The sequence below is a fragment of the Neokomagataea tanensis genome (genome assembly GCF_006542335.1).
GTDB classification, from domain to species: domain Bacteria; phylum Pseudomonadota; class Alphaproteobacteria; order Acetobacterales; family Acetobacteraceae; genus Gluconobacter; species Gluconobacter tanensis.
The window spans coordinates 2306006-2319800 of record NZ_CP032485.1 but is presented as its reverse complement, the minus strand read 5'-3'; the positions used below and the strand labels follow the sequence as shown (position 1 = coordinate 2319800).

At 52.2% G+C, this 13795-nt stretch carries 15 protein-coding genes; 5 read left to right on the top strand and 10 right to left on the bottom strand.

The features are described from left to right. The first annotated feature begins 50 nt into the window (after window positions 1–50). Window positions 51–1076 (top strand): lysylphosphatidylglycerol synthase domain-containing protein, encoded by a 1026-nt coding sequence (locus D5366_RS10475; RefSeq protein WP_141493593.1) that lies wholly within the window; start codon window positions 51–53, stop codon window positions 1074–1076. 31 nt (window positions 1077–1107) lie between these two features. Then, complete coding sequence (locus D5366_RS10470; RefSeq protein ID WP_141493592.1) at window positions 1108–1986, top strand: prephenate dehydrogenase/arogenate dehydrogenase family protein; 879 nt, start codon at window positions 1108–1110, stop codon at window positions 1984–1986. 39 nt (window positions 1987–2025) lie between these two features. Here D5366_RS10470 and pyk read toward each other — a convergent pair whose 3' ends face one another. The 4 genes from pyk to D5366_RS10450 all read right to left on the bottom strand — a co-directional run bounded on the left by pyk (window position 2026) and on the right by D5366_RS10450 (window position 5655). Next, window positions 2026–3456 carry a pyruvate kinase gene (gene pyk / locus D5366_RS10465; RefSeq protein ID WP_141493591.1) on the bottom strand — a complete coding sequence of 477 codons (1431 nt, stop codon included), beginning with the start codon at window positions 3454–3456 and terminating at the stop codon, window positions 2026–2028. A 26-nt stretch (window positions 3457–3482) separates the two neighbouring features. Continuing rightward, window positions 3483–4418 (bottom strand): SH3 domain-containing protein, encoded by a 936-nt coding sequence (locus tag D5366_RS10460; protein WP_141493590.1) that lies wholly within the window; start codon window positions 4416–4418, stop codon window positions 3483–3485. A gap of 87 nt (window positions 4419–4505) precedes the next feature. Further along, window positions 4506–4883, bottom strand: coding sequence for a hypothetical protein (locus D5366_RS10455; protein WP_141493589.1), 378 nt, complete (start codon window positions 4881–4883; stop codon window positions 4506–4508). Then, complete coding sequence (locus D5366_RS10450; RefSeq protein WP_141493588.1) at window positions 4876–5655, bottom strand: HesA/MoeB/ThiF family protein; 780 nt, start codon at window positions 5653–5655, stop codon at window positions 4876–4878. Before D5366_RS10450 ends, D5366_RS10455 begins: the two co-directional genes overlap by 8 nt. A gap of 91 nt (window positions 5656–5746) precedes the next feature. Between D5366_RS10450 and D5366_RS10445 the strand changes: the two genes are divergently transcribed. Continuing rightward, window positions 5747–6313: a DUF2939 domain-containing protein gene (locus tag D5366_RS10445; protein WP_141493587.1), complete on the top strand. Its 567-nt coding sequence runs from the start codon at window positions 5747–5749 to the stop codon at window positions 6311–6313. Between the two features lie 9 nt (window positions 6314–6322). Here the strand turns inward: D5366_RS10445 and D5366_RS10440 are convergent, their stop codons facing one another. After that, window positions 6323–6547: a DUF3126 family protein gene (locus tag D5366_RS10440; protein ID WP_141493586.1), complete on the bottom strand. Its 225-nt coding sequence runs from the start codon at window positions 6545–6547 to the stop codon at window positions 6323–6325. Here D5366_RS10440 and D5366_RS12145 point away from each other — a divergent pair. Together D5366_RS12145 and D5366_RS10435 are read left to right on the top strand one after the other, a co-directional pair. After that, window positions 6546–6671 (top strand): hypothetical protein, encoded by a 126-nt coding sequence (locus D5366_RS12145; protein ID WP_267298763.1) that lies wholly within the window; start codon window positions 6546–6548, stop codon window positions 6669–6671. The two genes, D5366_RS10440 and D5366_RS12145, sit on opposite strands and share 2 nt — an antisense overlap. A gap of 137 nt (window positions 6672–6808) precedes the next feature. Continuing rightward, a complete protein-coding gene (locus D5366_RS10435) occupies window positions 6809–7408 on the top strand; it encodes a hypothetical protein (RefSeq protein ID WP_205839583.1) in 600 nt (199 codons plus the stop codon). Between the two features lie 47 nt (window positions 7409–7455). On the opposite strand, the gene D5366_RS10430 is transcribed toward D5366_RS10435, so the two are convergent. From D5366_RS10430 to D5366_RS10410, 5 genes are read right to left on the bottom strand one after another with little or no spacing between them, the layout of a single operon-like run. Continuing rightward, window positions 7456–8169, bottom strand: coding sequence for a pyridoxine 5'-phosphate synthase (locus tag D5366_RS10430; protein ID WP_141493585.1), 714 nt, complete (start codon window positions 8167–8169; stop codon window positions 7456–7458). Next, window positions 8166–9167, bottom strand: a complete 1002-nt coding sequence (gene pdxA, locus D5366_RS10425) for a 4-hydroxythreonine-4-phosphate dehydrogenase PdxA (protein ID WP_141493584.1) — start codon at window positions 9165–9167, stop codon at window positions 8166–8168. The genes D5366_RS10430 and pdxA overlap by 4 nt, the downstream gene beginning before the upstream one ends. Then, on the bottom strand, window positions 9164–10576 hold the full coding sequence (locus D5366_RS10420; protein WP_141493583.1) for a M20/M25/M40 family metallo-hydrolase: 1413 nt from the start codon (window positions 10574–10576) through the stop codon (window positions 9164–9166). Before D5366_RS10420 ends, pdxA begins: the two co-directional genes overlap by 4 nt. Window position 10577: 1 nt before the next feature. Beyond that, on the bottom strand, window positions 10578–12875 hold the full coding sequence (locus D5366_RS10415; protein ID WP_170211087.1) for a glycosyltransferase: 2298 nt from the start codon (window positions 12873–12875) through the stop codon (window positions 10578–10580). A gap of 38 nt (window positions 12876–12913) precedes the next feature. Further along, window positions 12914–13717 (bottom strand): hypothetical protein, encoded by an 804-nt coding sequence (locus tag D5366_RS10410; RefSeq protein ID WP_141493581.1) that lies wholly within the window; start codon window positions 13715–13717, stop codon window positions 12914–12916. Window positions 13718–13795 lie beyond the last annotated feature (78 nt).

Below are 13795 nucleotides of genomic sequence, written 5' to 3'. Positions count from 1 at the left end.
AGAGGGTGGAATAATCCCAAACGGTAGGCTAGAGCGTTTGCGAACGATTTGTGACGAAAGCCTTGAAAAAAACACTCCCCATCCTCCTCACCTGCTTTGGCTTGGTTCTTTTTACAATTATTGCCGCCCGTGCAGGTATTCATCCCGTCCTCCAAGCCCTTGAAAAAGTGGGCATTGGTGGGTTCCTGCTTATCGTCGGATATCAATTATGCGTTGATGTCGGATTGGGTTTGGCGTGGAAGGGGTCCGTCCCACAGATCAGCGCCATTCGTTTGACTGGTGCTCGTCTTGTACGGGATGCAGCAGGGACGTGCCTGCCATTTTCGCAATTAGGCGGAATTGCCATTGGCGTGCGTGCAACTCTTGCGGGCCGAAACCCCGTCAGCATGGATGGTGAGACGCTGCGCTGGCCAGAAGGTGTCGCGGCTAATCTAGTTGATATCACAACAGAAGTGTTGGGCCAGATTGCCTTTGTTTTGTTGGCGGTGCTTTGTCTCGTCGGTCACGATGGAGCGGCCCGTTTCATCTGGCCTCTATCTGTGGGGATGGCGATTCTAAGCCTCGCCATAGCTGCGTTTATTTGGACGCAGCTAAGAGGGGGAAATGTACTCCAACGCAGTGCTCAATTCCTGGGCAAACACATCGCTGCTGGGTGGAGTGAAAACCTAATTGACGACACTGCAGTCTTTCAGGATAGGTTGGAAACCTTGTGGGGACGTGCGGATCGTATTGCGCTTGGCGCTTTTTCCCATTTTTTATGCTGGATGGCTGGCGCAGGTTTGACTTGCTTGGCTCTCTCCCTTTTGGGAGCACATGCAAGCTTTATATCTGCAGTTGCAATTGAGGGGGTTGTCTGTGGAATTATGTCGGCAGGCTTCTTGGTCCCAGCTGCTTTAGGTGTGCAGGAAGCTGCCTATGTTGCTTTGGGTATGATGTTTGGCATCGACCCTGAAATTGCTTTGAGCTTGTCCCTTCTGCGGCGCGGACGGGATCTGATGATTGGCATACCCGTGCTTTTATACTGGCAGTTTGTTGAAGTGCGGCGCCTTCGTGCACAGGCGTCGAGTGCAAGTTAATTTATAATTTGATCATTTTAGGCCTAAGAACATGCCTCTTTTTAAGACGTTAATGGTTATAGGGCCGGGATTAATTGGCTCTTCAATTTTACGTCGTGCAAGATCGACCGGGCAATTGGCTGAGCGCTTAATCGTCATGGATAAAGAGCCGGCTGTTTTAAAGCGTATTGAGGAATTAGGCCTCGCCGATAGCGTTACGACCGAACCGGCAATGGCAGAAGAAGCAGACTGTGTCGTTGTGTCGGTGCCCGTTCGTGCCATTGAGAATGTTGTAAGAAGCCTTTCTCCACATTTGCGGCCCGGTACAATAATAACGGATGTAGCATCGGTACGTGGGGAGTTAGACAGTAGTATTCTCTCCCTTCTCCCACATGGTGTAGAGTACGTTCCTTCTCACCCAATGGCTGGTACGGAGTTTTCTGGGCCAGATGCCGGTTTTGCCGAGCTTTTTGAAAACCGGTGGGCTTTGCTTATTCCTACACCAGAGACGGCTCCATGGGCCTGCGGAAAAATGCAAAATTTTTGGGAGTTTTGTGGGGCGCGAGTTAAATTTATAAAGGCGGACGAGCATGACCGTATCTGTGCGATGGTCAGCCACTTACCCCATCTTCTAGCTTTTACCATCTGCGATACAGCAGATAATTTATCATCGGAGATGAGGTCAGCCGTTTTGGATTACGCAGCCTCAGGCTTCAGGGATTTTACGCGCATAGCAGCCTCAGATCCGGTCATGTGGCGGGATATTTTCACAGCTAATCGTGATGTATTATTGGAAACATTAGACCGCTTTCTGCGGGATGTTCAGTCCATGGCTGACGCCATTCGCGATGGCGATGATGACGCCATAACAGAAAAAATAAAACGTGGCCGCTCGATAAGGCGGACACTGATACAGAACAAACAAGCTTGAGCCCCAGCTTTTTAAAGCTGAGGCTCAAAGGGGTTAGTTTTAGGCTTTGATAACGCGCAACGTGTTTGTGCTGCCTGAATGGCCGTAAGGCAGGCCAGCTAGCACAAGTATGTGGTCTTCTTTTTGACAGAAGCCATGTGACAACGCCAGTTCTGCTGCTGGTGTGGCGAGGTCTTCGATACCGTGGGCTTGGCGTTCCCGCTCTACGACGTGCGGGAATGTTCCCCAGACAACGCAAAGGCGACGAGCAACGACTACGTCAGGTGTTAGAACCAAAATCGGGCTTGTTGGACGTTCACGCGCCATAATCAGTGCACCGCGGCCACTGCGTGTGTGCGCTGCAATCGCTTTAGTGTGCAGTTCACGGCTGACCTGCCATGCTGCCTGAACGATAGCGCCCTGGATGGTGCCTTCAGACTTTGGGCGGGCGGTGTCGATGCGATGACGCCACTCTTTGTCTTGCTCAACGCGCGACACAATGCGGGCCATGATAGATACAGCTTCGAGTGGGTATTTGCCTGCAGCACTCTCAGCGGAGAGCATTACGGCATCGGCACCGTCATATACAGCATTAGAGACGTCTGAAACCTCTGCACGCGTTGGGCTTGGGCTTTCAATCATGCTCTCAAGCATCTGCGTTGCGACAATCACTGGGCGTCCAAGTTCGCGCGCAAGTGTGATGATACGCTTTTGAGCGACCGGGACTTCTTCCGGTGGAAGCTCCACGCCTAAGTCACCGCGTGCCACCATGATGCCGTCAGAGAGGCGCACGATTGGCTCAAGTGCGTCCATGGCCTGAGGCTTTTCAAGCTTCGTAATGATCCATGCGCGGCCATTGGCAATTTTCTTGGCTTCTTCCACGTCTTCTGGACGCTGTACGAAAGAGAGCGCAACGAAATCTACACCCAAAGAAAGTGCGAAGTCGAAATCCTTACGGTCTTTTTCCGTCAGAGCTGGAATAGGCAGAGCAACGTCTGGAACGTTAACGCCTTTGCGCTCGGAGAGCTTGCCACCGACGACTACTTCCGTGATGAGCGCATCAGATTGCTTTTCAACGACGCGGATCTTGAGTTTGCCATCGTCGAGCAACAGATGACTGCCGACTTCGGCCGCTGAAATAATTTCAGGGTGCGGAAGATTAACGCGGTCAATTGTGCCTGGTGTCTTATCGAGGTCGAGGCGGAAGCGCTGACCTTCTTTCAAAAAGACGGGACCGTTTTCAAAAACGCCAACACGCAATTTGGGGCCTTGTAGGTCAGCCAAAACAGCGAGAGGACGGCCGAGCTTTTCTTCAGCGGCGCGAATTGCAGCATGGCGTTCGCCGTGATCTGCATGTGCGCCGTGAGAAAAGTTCAGGCGGAAGACGTTTACGCCCGCTTGAGCGAGTGAAAGGATCATTTCAGGCGAGGACGAAGCCGGGCCAAGTGTTGCGACGATCCTTGTGCGGCGATGATGTAAACTGGATGTCATCTCTGGGCGTCCTCGTGTTTATGTATTCAATTGGACTGTATGGTTTCTCCGGGGAGCAATCCCCAGAGGGAACGCCGTGGCAGCCATCCTTCGTATCCTTTTACGACGACATGGCACCACTGCGTGGCGGTTGGGCAGGCTTTTATATTGCCTACCGTGCCTGGTTTCAGCACCGCGACAACGTCACTGTCATCGTCGGCACGGCTCATTAATTGAGTACCGTCTTTCTGCAACCGGGCTTCATTCTGATTGGTAACGTAGCCAAGGACGCGCGCATCAGCGCGACCGATATGGTCTCCTTCACGCTCGCTGGCTTCGTTGGGTTGTGCGGCATTGCCTTGTGCTGCAAGGCCGGGAATGACGAAAGTCCTACTCCCGTACAGGGTGGCTTGATGGACCCAACCTTTGACGCCGTCGGAATCCTCAATCAAACGCCAGACGTCAAATTCGCGCTCTATTTCTACAGGTAGGCCGCGGCGATGATAGACCCAGTCAATAGGATAACGGTCACCGGGCCCTCTACGGAGATACACCTTGTCGGCGCGTAGAGCTGCGTAGCGCGGCAGGGGAAGACCAGTATTGCTTCCTTTGTCCGTATTATCCTGCGGCGCGGTTTGTGTCGCTGCTTGCTGGGGTGGTGCAATTGGTGCGGCTGATGCTGAAGGAGCGTGTGCTGCGATGGCCGCGGCCCCTGCCCCGGCGACCGCCCCAGCGGCTAAATGCTGAGCACTGCGCGTGTGGGGATGGTGCTTGTGGGGAGCATGTTCCGCATGTGTATGCTGGGCTGCCTCAGTATGATGGGTAGCGGCGTGCGGCGCTTTGGCTGAAGTTGCTGTAGCTGCTTTATGGTGGTGATGGTGATGAGCGGCGTGGGCTTGTGGTGTTGTAACAAGACCGGCGAGGCAGGCCGCAAAGAGGCTGCGTTGAATTGTGGTCTTCATCAAAGTTACCGTCATCTCCATGGCCTGCATCCCTGCCAATCATCAGGCGTTTCGGCAAGACATCAAATTGTGAAATCGCAGTGTTGAGTGTGAATACCAGAAAAAAACTTACACGACGATGATAGAATTTTCGCCTGTTTCTGCAAGAAAACGCACCATACCTGCGGCCTCGGCTCCGTTGATCAAATCTTCCGGCGCAAGATTGGCGAGGGCAAGCCCTGTTTCACAGGCTAAGAAGACTCCGCCGAGTTCAAGGCAGGCATCGCGTAACTCTACAAAGGTGGCCACTTTTTGCTCAGAAAGGATTGTGTCAGAGATGACCCCAGTGAGGTTTTCCCATTGATGCGTGAAGGCCAGAACGCTGCGCCCTCCTGCAAACAATGTGACGGGGCGGCCTAAAGATAAAGCACTTGCAGCCATGATAAGGGCATAGTGCGCGCGTTGCCATGAGTCGTCAGCGAGGCTGATAAAAAGTGGATTACTCATGATTGGTCTTCACTGGGATATGGCACGTGCAAGCGGGGTCACGTGTGAGTTGGAATTGACGAAATTTGTTCGTTAGAGCCTCCCAAGAGGTTACAACACTCACGGAAGGGCGTGCTGGATTGAGTAGCATAATTTCACGAAGCACTTCGACGGCCATCAGACTAGCGATGACGCTTGTAGCAGGGCCAAGGACGCCAGCTTGCGAACAATTCATCGCCTCGTTGACGTCAGCATCAGGGAATAAGCAACGATAACACGGACCGCCTTTCTGCGGCCGGAAGGTTGCCAGTTGTCCGCCCAGTTTTTGGACGGCTCCTGCGACCAGCGTTTTGCTATGATTTACGCAAGCATCTGAGACAACAAAACGCGTCGTAAAATTATCTGTCCCATCGCAGACGAGGTCATACTTTGGCAGTAAATTGTCGAGTAATTCTTTATCAGCGCGTTGCTCGTAAACTTCAACTGCGACATGGGGGTTAAGAGCACTGAGTTTTTTTTGGGTTACTTCTACTTTTGGTAGCCCAATCGAAGCGGTATCATAAAGTGTTTGTCTTTGAAGATTGCTGAGCTCGATGCGGTCGTTATCAACGACGCCGATTTTACCTATGCCTGATGCTGCGAGCTGTTGAGCTAAAGGTGCCCCCAACCCGCCCGCACCAATGATTAAAACGGCCGCATCGCGGCAGAGCGCTTGGCCTTTGGCTCCAATTTCTGGGACCAAGATATGCCGTGAGTAACGCTCTAATTCTGCGTCGGTAAAATTTAGCATCATAGTTTTAAGATAGTAGCTGACTCTGAAGAGTGAAAAGGGTTAGGCTCGTTTGTCTTCATTAACAAATACTGCCAGCCTTTGGGAGGCGACTATGAGTGCTGCCTCACTGTCGTTTTTTGCGAACAAATTCGTGTCCGTCAAGCATGTTGCGGGGTCCAAAAAACACGTTCTTGCGATAGGGACATGCCTACTTGTTGCATATTTCTTCTCGCCTTTCATGGCGTTGTGGACGCTCGATGGGGCCATAGAGAAGCACGATGTGGAGATATTGAAGCGGCACGTTGATTGGTCGGCCTTGTCTTACTCGTTACAGCGTAAGCTGACGGACACTTTTTCGGCGCCAGTAGAGGACGATTTGCCTGATTTTGGTAGCTCTTTTGCCTCAGAAGCAGCGACGCATGTAATCGAGCGCAGTTTAACGCCTGAAACTCTTTTCGCCCTGACAGACCACATGCTTTTGGGACACGCCGCACCTGACGGGCTTTTGCAAAAAGCTGTATTGGTTGTTGCGCTTAAGGCCCATTTTACGGGACTAAGGCATTTCGTGGTAGAGTTTCACCCTGATCAGCAAACGACATACCGTGTGTATATGACGTTTGAGCATTGGGGGTGGAGAGTTACACAAGTAGACCTGCCCCAAAATGAGCGGCAGGTCTGACGCAACGAATTAAGCTGGGGGAAGGTCTTCTTCCAGCAGTGTCATGTGGATTGCGTAAGAAATTTCGCCCTCGTCCTCATCACGATGGACTGTGCCAACGACTTCACCGGCGACCGAGATTTCAACGCTCATGCCCTTACGAGCAGGTTTGTTGACTGTGAGTTTTGGTGAACCCAGCAAGCGCTGGAGGGTTGTCTGGAGGCGTGTTACTTCAGATGCAGAGAGTTCAGCCATGATGTCTCCTGTACGTGGCCACGTCTCATTTTGTGTCAGAGCGCGTGCTTTAAAAGAAGCGGTAGACCTTGAAAATCTTCCGCGTAAAGTAGTCGTAAGCCATGTAGCCCATGCGAGGGGGTGAAGGGAACCGTCAATCTTTCTTGAACCTCTGCCGCCTCCGCATGTTAAGCTCTATGGATGGTAAAGTTGCGCACTGCGTTGCTGGTTTTTCGGCGGCGTGGCACGCTTTTGAACGCTCATTACGTATCAGGAGAGAGAATGCGTCAGGCTTCTTTTTATAGTGTTTCAGCGCTCGTTGCGCTGTTAGGTCTATCTGGCTGTGGTTATTTCGACTCTCGGAGCGCCCATAAGGCACAGCTCGAGATGGTTGGTATGACAAGTTACGACCTACAAGCATGCGCAGGCTTGCCTGGCAGCACCAAGAAGCTGAACGACACGACTGAAATCTGGCAGTATGACGGTACGCAGCCGATCCCATCTTTGACGACGGATTCAGGCATTATTCCCGCCCAATCAATTATTAAAATTTACCAGTCAGCTTTTGGTGGCGGCGGTACGACCTGCCGCATGATCCTGCGCCTCGATCATGACCGCGTCTCTGAGGTGCATTACACTGGTAATGATGATGAGTATATTGGGCAGGATGGCATTTGCTCTATCATAACGCGGGGTTGTGCACGCCAGCGAGAATCAACGATGCATAAAGCTGACACAGGGCTGTTCGGGCCTGTATCAGCCTTCCATCCTCCGGCCACACCACCGCAAAGTACGAGCGCCACTTATTCAAATCAGTCAGGCGCGTTTGTACCGCAATTTTCCGACGATAACACCAAACCGGTGATTCAGCCCGTCAAGTAACAAGGCGTCTATGTTGCCGGCCAAGTTTCACTAGGCCGGCAATACTTTTAAGGGGTCGTGGTTGCTGGGTTCATAAGCGATTTCATGCGCCGAACCGTAGGACCGAGCCCTTCAAAGACGGCCTGACCGATCAGGAAATGCCCTATATTGAGTTCTTTCAGGTGAGGTAATGTGCGGATAGCTTCGACGTTGTCGTAGGTAAGACCATGGCCTGCATGAAGTTCCAAGTTACAATCGCGTGCAACACGCGCAGCCTCGAAAAGACGCTGTAACTCCCCTTCCCCGTTATGCGCGTACGCACCTGTGTGTAGCTCGATTACAGGGGCGCCAAGAGCAGCTGCTGTGCGGATTTGCTGTTCATCCGGATCAATAAAAAGAGAAACACGGATGCCATTTTGCGTTAATCTTTGCACAATTGGAGCTAGCGCGGCTGCGTGGCCAACGACATCAAGCCCGCCTTCTGTTGTGACCTCTTCTCTTTTTTCTGGGACAAGGCAGCATGCGTGAGGTTTAAGAGCGCAGGCGATGTCAACCATTTCTGCGGTTGCAGCCATTTCAAAGTTTAAAGGGGCTGACAAAGCCTTGAGGCGTTGCATGTCTGCGTCTCTGATATGACGGCGGTCTTCCCGCAGATGCGCAGTAATACCATCAGCGCCGCATTCAATGGCCAGTTGCGCGGCCGATACCGGGTCAGGATGAGAGCCGCCACGGGCATTTCTGAGTGTTGCGACGTGGTCGATATTAACACCAAGGCGGATCATAGAGCCTTCTCTTTCCTATTATGGGCCATTTTCGAGGCTGTACGAATTGCAGCGACAAGGCTACGCGCATCTGCTTTTTTTGAGGGGGCGCTGAGGGGCTGCGCAATATCGAATGCGGTTCCATGATCTGGCGATGTTCGCACAATTGGCAACCCGAGCGTAATATTAACGCCTTGAGTCATATCCAGCGTTTTCAGCGGAATGAGCCCCTGATCGTGGTACATACAAATTGCTGCATCGTATTGTGTGCGTGCATGTGCAGCAAACATAGTATCCGGAGGATAGGGCCCCTGAGCGTCTATGCCCTCTTCTTTAAGGGCGTTGATGGCGGGGATAATAATTGAATGTTCCTCATGACCCATCAGGCCGGATTCCCCTGCGTGGGGATTTAACCCCGCGATGGCGAGTTTCGGGTTTTTTAAACCGAAATCTTGAGTGAGGGCTTTGTTTGCAATGCGCGTGACAGTGATGATGCGTTCAGCCGTCAGGCTATGAATAGCGTTTTGCAATGAAACATGAATGCTTACAGGCACTACCCGCAATTCTGGCGAGGCGAGCATCATAATTTCCTGCCCGGAAACCGAGCAAAGTTGTGCCAGAAACTCGGTGTGGCCGGGGTGTGGAAAGCCGCTTTCAGCTAAAATATGCTTTGCGATGGGATTAGTAACAACACCTGAGGCGGAGCCAGTCAGGGCAAGTTCTACTGCCTTCCGAATACTTTCAATAACCGCAGGTGCATTGCTGGGGGTGGGTTGCCCCGGCACGATTGTGACAGGGCAATAAATGGGCAAAACAGGCAATGCGGTAGCAAAAACGCCCGCAGCCTCTTCTGGTGCAGAGATAAGCTGCGTTGGGATGACCCCATCCAAAAGGGTTGGATCACCTAACCAGAAAAAGCAGTGTTCCGTGTTCTTCAGGATCTCCCAAGCTGACACAGTCAACTCCGGGCCAATCCCTGCCGGATCACCTAGCGTGAGAGCGAGGGGTGCTTTCGTCATGCTAAATCAGCAAAGCGTGCCAGAACACGTGCCCAAGAACGTGTGCCTTTATGGAATGAGTCGAGGCCATATTGTTCATTTGGAGAATGGATGCGGTCATCAGACTGTGCAAAACCGATGAGTAACGTGTCCAAGCCCAGTGCCTCGTGGACTTCCCCAGCTACCGGGATAGAGCCCCCTGAGCCGACTGTGGCTGCTGGTACGTTCCATTCGTCAGTAAGTGCTTCAAGCGCAGGCTTTAGGAACGGGCTTGTTTCCGAAACTGCGAAACCTGTCGATCCACCATGGGAAGTGAAAGTGACCGAAGCATCTTCCGGTAAGCGCGCTTTTACGAAATCTCTAAAAACAGCTCTCAAGCGCTCTGGGTCCTGACCCGGTACTAGGCGGAAAGAAACTTTTGCCATGGCGACTGACGGCAGTACAGTTTTGAAGCCTTCTCCCTCATATCCGCCAGAAATACCATTAATTTCGCAGCTAGGCCTGCACCATGTTTGTTCTACGGCGGTGTATTTTTTTTCACCGGCGGAAACAGACAGTCCAGCTTCTTCCAAGAGAGAAGCATCGTTGGGGAATAGTTGCTTCCACCGTGCGCGCACGTCGTCTGATGGGTCTGCTACCCCATCATAAAAGCCGGGAAGAGTAACGCTGCCATCTTCAGCTCTGAGTTCAGCAAGAACTTTGCACAACACGGCAATTGGGTTAGCGGCCGCGTTGCCATAGATACCGGAATGCAAGTCGTGACTTGCACATTTGATACGGACTTCTTCTGCCATCAAGCCACGGAGGGACGTTGTAATGCCCGGAGTTTTTCGGTCGGCCATGGCTGTGTCACATACCAGCACGACGTCTGCTTTGAGCGATTCAGCATTTTCTTTGAGGAAAGGAAGAAGATTGGCGCCGCCGCATTCTTCTTCACCTTCGAGCAGGACGCTGATTGTTATGGGTAATTCCCCATGGATTTCTTTCCATGCGCGGCAGGCCTCAAGGAACGTCATGACTTGCCCTTTGTCGTCGCTCGCCCCGCGAGCGACGAGGACTTTACGGCCGGATGGTTCTTCTACAATGCGTGGCTCAAACGCAGGTGCTGTCCACAAATGCTCAGGGTCTGTCGGCTGGACGTCGTAATGGCCGTAGAATAAAACGTGCGGTTTATTCGGCTGTTTTGGTGCATGGCCGACAACCATAGGGTGGCCAGGGCCAGCCCATTTTACATCGTGTAGCGCGGCATTCATGCCGAGATCTGTCAGTGTGTTTTTCAACCATTCTGCGGCAGCGCGACAATCTTGTGCGTGCGTAGGTTGGGTAGAAATACTGGGAATACGCAGTAAAGCGCACAGACGCTCAATAGCTTGTTCTTGTGTTTGATCAATGCGATCCAGAACAGAAGAGAGCAGTGCGGAAGACGACATGTTAGCGGTCCTGATCAGGAATAGAAATGCCAAGACGGGGTGCGAACGCGCCCTCTAGAGATGTTTCATCATCTTCTCGCTCATCGTCATGGTCATGCGATGTGCTTTCAGGTGCGCTCGTGCTGGCCGTTTGGTTGGGTTGAAGACGCAGCGGTGCTGGTTTGAATATAACAGATTGAGAGGATTTGCTAATCAGCCGTGGTGGCATAGCCGGAATTGGTATGGGGCCCCTGCCAGAAGCCATTTCCATAATTTCCGAAATTTTGGCTGCATACTGTTCATGAACAGTTGGGGTGTGCACTGCTTGAAAGGCGCGTTTGGCGTAAGCGGTCCAGAGTTCTTCGTTTTGATAAAGTGCGATAACGCCGTCAGCAAAGCGTTGAGGGTCACAAAACCCTCCTGAACATGCTTCAACACCGTCCTGCCATTGCATTTGTTGTAAAACAGGTTCCGTCAACACTGCCGGTAGGCCGTTAGCGGCAGCGTCCAGTACTTCGTGCGATGCAATGCTGGAGACGCGAGTTGGATCAATAAGTAAGCGGCGAGAACGTAAAAGAGCGCTACGATCTGCGAGGTCGGGCAAACCTTCAACACGGCTCAGGCGGGTATACTCGGTCAGGTCGACCATCTCGCCTCGGTGGCCAGCGAGCAGAATTGTTGCCTCTTTAGGTAGCGCGCGGTCTAAAATTGGCAGAACGTCGTGCATGAACCAGTTTAGGCCGTCATGTACAGCGTCGCCCGTTGAATGGATTGGCAGCAGGAAAAGGAGGCCGGAACGATTGTGGAAATCTGGGTAAGTTTGAGGGGTTGGTGGTGCGTGATTGGGCAGAACAACGATATTGCCATAACCAAGCTGACGTAGGTCTTCTGCCTCTTCCGGAGTGCTTGCGACGAGCGTTTGGCAATGCCATGTGGCATCTACCTCACGTTCCAAGTCGTCTAGTTTTGCGCTTCGGTCATCAACGGCTCCAACGCGCCTGCGCATATACGATTCTGCAGCACCGCTACCATTGAGATCAAAAATAAAACCGAGCTCTGGCAGAGCCTGAGCGTGCTCAATTAAGATATGAGATACACGGTGAAGCACGGGACTACGGTTGATCCATATGTAATCGAATGAGCCTGCGCGAGATGCTATGAAAGAGCCGAGTTCTGAGAGGTCCATGTCCTCCATAATTTCCACCTCTGGAGGGAAATTAAGCGCGCGCGCTACGAGGTCCGGCACATCCCCAAATAGTGGGTAAAGCACGACGTGATGACCCGAAGCATTAAGGGCAGAAATTGTATCGAAGTAGCGCAAATAAGGTGTGCCAAGCTCTGGCCTTGGAATGCGGTCGCAAATGAAAAGGACGGTAGGCGTGCCGCTGGCTAAGCGCGCGCGCTCAGGGGATTTTCCCGCAATAGGAGAGCGAGACAGCAGCGGAGCGTAACGGCGGCGGAGCCACGTCCGATTACGATTAGCGAACTCGGTGGTGATGCTTTGTGGTGCGGGGTTACGGCTCAAAAAAGCAGGGTCATAGATAATGCGACCGCCTGCTTGGCGCATTGCGAGGCACATCGATAGGATGTGCGCATTGTACCCTACGATTGGAGCATCAGCTTGCGCGTGTTCTAAAAACTTTGAACGCCGACACAGCAAAGGTCCGACCGTAATGGCATCCACGTATCGGCGGAATGCCACCGTAGGTTCGTTTGCGCGCAGGCCTCTACCATATGGAAGAAAAGAGCCATCTCGCCAGATAATGGTGCCAGCTTCGAGAATGGAAGCATCATATCCAAGGGATTGTCCCCCCGCGACCCATACGTCCGGTGAACGGAAAAGTGGTGCCATGCCCTTTAACGCTGCCGGGAAAAGCTCTGATCCGGGCGGAGCCAGTATAATGACTGGCGCTGAAGAGAGGGCCACCCCGTGATGAAGCCTCTGGAAGGCCGTTTCAGAAGGGGGGCGCTTTAAGACTGTAATGCCATGTACCAAGCGGTGAATATTGGCAGTCTCATCAATGGAGCCACCATCGACGAGTATGACTTCGATCGCTCCGTTGGTGTTTGCGTGCAGTGCAGTGAGTGTCGACAGTACTTCCCTGAATTGATTGCATGCAGAAATGACAGCGCTCAAAGAGGGTTTAGGGCCGGGTTTGAATGTAAGGGGTGATCGTACAATTGATGGAATAAGTGTCTCTGGGCGGCGCAAACCGAGGTGCTGGTATTGCTGTGCTGTCGCTGAACTTGTTACAGGGGCAACACTTGGGGCATCTTGGCTCTGTATCCATAAGGCAAAAATGTCGCGGGCGCCGCTCATGCGCATTCGTCTTTGAACGCCCGGCTCGTGTGAAAACGCTACAAGGTCGACCCCGTCTTTTGGGACACGCATCTCGCGTGCACCAAACCGGACGAAGTGCTCAAAAGTATTTCTAAATCCCCCCCCTTTACGATGCCAGCAACATCAGAATAGCGACGAGCATAGTCGTCTTCACTAAACCATGGATTGGGGTTGAAGGCAGTTGGATCGCCGTTGGTAAGGTAGTGGTGCAGTGGATTGTTAAAGAGTTTATTGTCCAGCGCAGTAGCGACTTCTGCGTAGTGTTTTACGTACCATGAGGCATCAAAATACCACGAGCTACGTCGCATCCCTGCTGTTTCATTTTCGATGAACTGGCTGAATGCACTTCGGTCAAAATCAAATTTATGCCCTTTTGGAAGGCTGGCAGCCCTGAAAACTGAAGGGTTGAAAAATAGATGCGGAGTGCGCTCTTCCCGGTCCCCTACGGCAAGGTAGTGATCGTAGCCATTGCAAAAGCCCTGTTCCTTGAGGATATGGGGGCTGATGTCGGGATTATGTAAAAAATATTCTTTCTCAGAGAAAAGCCAATGCGGGCTTCTGCTTAAAAAGCCACTTTCGCAGTAGTGTAAAAACCCACAGTCGAAAATGCCAAGCTGCACCCCTTCACGGACATCGGGATTTTCTTTTAGGTACCATTTTTCATCAAAAAGAGCATTTGGTGAGAGTGCCATTTTGGCACCGTGATTTAGCCAATGCTCCTCCAACGACTGGTCGTTAAAGTCCGTTTCAGGCAATCCACTTTCGGTGATTTGCTCTTTGTATTGAGCTGCATACCACGCAGGATCAAACTTTCCCCACACGGGTGCACGCTTGCGTGAGAAAGCTGGGGAAGAAAGGATGTAATCCCTAAGGCTCATTTTGGCGGCACCCTGCGTGTT